General features: G+C 46.9%; 3 protein-coding genes. All 3 read right to left on the bottom strand.

Annotated features, from left to right (window positions below; all coding sequences use genetic code 11):
- Window positions 1–64: 64 nt before the first annotated feature.
- The 3 genes from ACJ751_RS01550 to ACJ751_RS01540 all read right to left on the bottom strand — a co-directional run bounded on the left by ACJ751_RS01550 (window position 65) and on the right by ACJ751_RS01540 (window position 2,774).
- On the bottom strand, window positions 65–922 hold the full coding sequence (locus ACJ751_RS01550) for a class I SAM-dependent methyltransferase (protein WP_407743615.1): 858 nt from the start codon (window positions 920–922) through the stop codon (window positions 65–67).
- A 177-nt stretch (window positions 923–1,099) separates the two neighbouring features.
- A complete protein-coding gene (locus tag ACJ751_RS01545; protein WP_407743614.1) occupies window positions 1,100–2,527 on the bottom strand; it encodes an L-serine ammonia-lyase in 1,428 nt (475 codons plus the stop codon).
- 133 nt (window positions 2,528–2,660) lie between these two features.
- Window positions 2,661–2,774: a hypothetical protein gene (locus tag ACJ751_RS01540; RefSeq protein WP_407743616.1), complete on the bottom strand. Its 114-nt coding sequence runs from the start codon at window positions 2,772–2,774 to the stop codon at window positions 2,661–2,663.
- Window positions 2,775–2,788 lie beyond the last annotated feature (14 nt).

The raw sequence follows: 2,788 nt of genomic DNA, 5'->3' as shown, positions 1-2,788 counted from the left end.
CTTCTGCCTTCTGCCTTCTGCCTTCTGCCTTCTGCCTTCTGCCTTCTGCCTTCTGCCTTCTGCCCTACTTCACCGTAAGCATCCAGGTCTGTCTCGTAGTAAACCAGCCCTTCACTACATCCGCCGGAATATTTCTGTGTTCAATAAATCGTAAGGCGCTTAACTGGTCGTAGGCAACAATTTCCTTTGCAGCAATAGTAAATCCACAATCAGTAAAAAAAGTGTCGGCGGCTTCATAGCTGTCAAATTTCTTTTCTTCCACCTTATGCATGGCCAGGAATGCTTCCGCTGCCGGGTTTCTATGCGTGTGTTCGCGATCGCCCTTCTTTAAATAAATATCACCCGTGATCCAGCAGCCGCCACGTTTTGTTAGCATGGTATGAATATTAGCACATAACTGTCGCTTCTCCCCTTCATCCAGGTACATCAGCAACCCTTCATTTACAATTGCAACCGCACCGGGTGGGAACTGGTCAATGATCGCATGGAAAGCTGCTGCATCCAGTGCATTCAATGGCATCAGCCGATACATGCCTTTTTTTTCAAGGTGATGTTGCTCCTTTAATTTATCTACTACCTGTTGTTTGGTGGTGATAGCATCAGGCAGATCAGTATCAAAGTAAGTTATCTCATCCTGCATGCATAACTGCAAGCCCCGGAAAGAAAATCCCGAAGCGATCTCCAAAACATTTCTATACTTAAGTGGTGTTAACAGAGAGTCAATAGTACGATACCTGTTCTCAAAATGCAATAACCAGATAAAGTTCTCTTTAGAAAGTTTTTCCCTGAGCCTGGTGGTAAGCTGTTCAGCATCCCATAGTAAGGCCGCCGCCTCTGTAGCAAAAGGAATGGTAGTGATTGCCTTTGTCAAAAGCAATCCCCTTGCAGATGGACTGATAGCGTTGAAATCGATTGATCTCATGGTGAATGGTCAATGGTCAATGGTGAATAGCTCGCGATCTTTGAGATTAATAAACGACCTTGCATCGCCGGTACCTTTTTGCCGATTGCCGATTGCCGATTGCCGATTGCCGATTGCCGATTGCCGATTGCCGATTGCCGATTGCCGATTGCCTTCCCCCTTTAAGGGGCTGGGGGGTTAACACTCAGGCAAACTCAACGGTATATGCACCGCCAATCCCCCCTCCGCCGTTTCTTTATACTTATGACTCATATCAATAGCCGTATCCCACATAGTCTTAATAACCGCATCCAGCGATACTTTGGCAAAATCAGGTGTGCTTTGCAGCGCGAGTTGCGAAGCCGTTATTGCTTTTATAGCGCCCATGGTATTTCTTTCAATACAGGGGATCTGTACCAGTCCGCCAATGGGATCGCAGGTAAGTCCGAGGTGATGTTCCATGGCAATTTCACTCGCCATCATAGTTTGCCGCTGACTGCCACCCATTACTTCAGTTAATCCGGCCGCCGCCATGGCAGATGACACGCCGATCTCCGCCTGACAACCACCCATAGCTGCAGAAATGGTAGCGCCTTTTTTAAAGATGCTGCCAATTTCAGAAGCAGTCAACATAAACTGCATGATCTTGTCATCGTTATATCCATCGCAAAACACCACCAGGTAATGCAACACGGCTGGTATTACCCCGGCAGCGCCATTGGTAGGGGCGGTAACCACCCGGCCAAACGAGGCATTCTCTTCATTGATGGAAAGGGCAAAACAACTTACCCAATCAAGAATGTATTTGAAATCGCTGCCACCCGCGCGAATGGCCTCGATCCAGCTCTCGTAATCAGTATAGGTTCTGTCTTTTAAAAGCTTTTTATTGAGATCGGCCGCTCTGCGTTTTACCTGTAAACCGCCGGGCAACATACCCTGGCTATGGCAACCGCGAAACATACATTCCTTCATCACCTGCCAGATCTTCAAAATGCCTTTACGGGTTTCCTCATCAGTGCGCCAGCTGTTCTCATTTTCCGTCACTACTTCACTAATGCTTAAACCGGTTTTACGACACCAGTGCAACAGGTCGTCGGCCGTATCGATGGGGAAAGGCAGTTGCACTGAATCGGTAGAAGTGGTCTTTTCATTTTCCTGCTGTACAAACCCGCCGCCTACCGAGTAATAAGTAGCAGCCAGTTGTTCCCCATTATGCAGGGTAATCATGAACGTTAACGCGTTTGGATGGTAGGGTAATGATTCCGTGAACAGGAATTCTACATCGGTAGCGGGATCAAAATCAATTTCATGTTTGCCCTGCAGCAGCAATTTTTTGGTGGTGCGAATACGCTGCACTTTATTATCGAGGGCTTCTACATCGCAGGTTACCGGGTCTTCGCCACTCAAACCCATTAACACGGCCAGATCGGTACCATGGCCTTTACCGGTTTTGGCCAGTGAACCATATAACAATATCTGTAAGGATACTACCTGTAAAAGCTGGTGTTTTTGTTCGAGCGATTGCAAAAAAAGCTGGGCTGCACGCCAGGGGCCCAGGGTATGGGAACTGGATGGACCTACCCCGATCTTAAAGATATCAAATACGGAAATGGATTCGTGTGGCAAAGGGCTTTACATTTAGAGACAAATGTAAGGCAAAAGTTACCAGTTGTTAGTTTTTCCGTATAACTTCTTAATTATGAACTCTCAGCACTTTGCCGCGATGAGGCCTTTGCGCCCTTTGCCTTTTGCCCTCTGCCTAGTAGAAAGAACTCATCGTAATATCAAAAATGAGAATGGAATTTGCCGGAATGATCACCGTTCCGCTATTATCTTTTATATCTGTGCTGCCATAAGCCAGCGTGGGTGGAATATACAGCTTTATAT

Origin of the sequence: Niastella sp. (genome assembly GCF_045805085.1) — a bacterium.
Classification (GTDB): Bacteria; Bacteroidota; Bacteroidia; order Chitinophagales; family Chitinophagaceae; genus Niastella.
Note: the sequence above shows the minus strand (reverse complement) of the source record. Positions and strands in the feature narration are given on the sequence as shown.

Coding starts and splice junctions, on each gene's coding strand:
- ACJ751_RS01550 (WP_407743615.1), bottom strand. CDS start 922: ATGAGATCAATCGATTTCAACGCTATCAGTCCATCTGCAAGGGGATTG.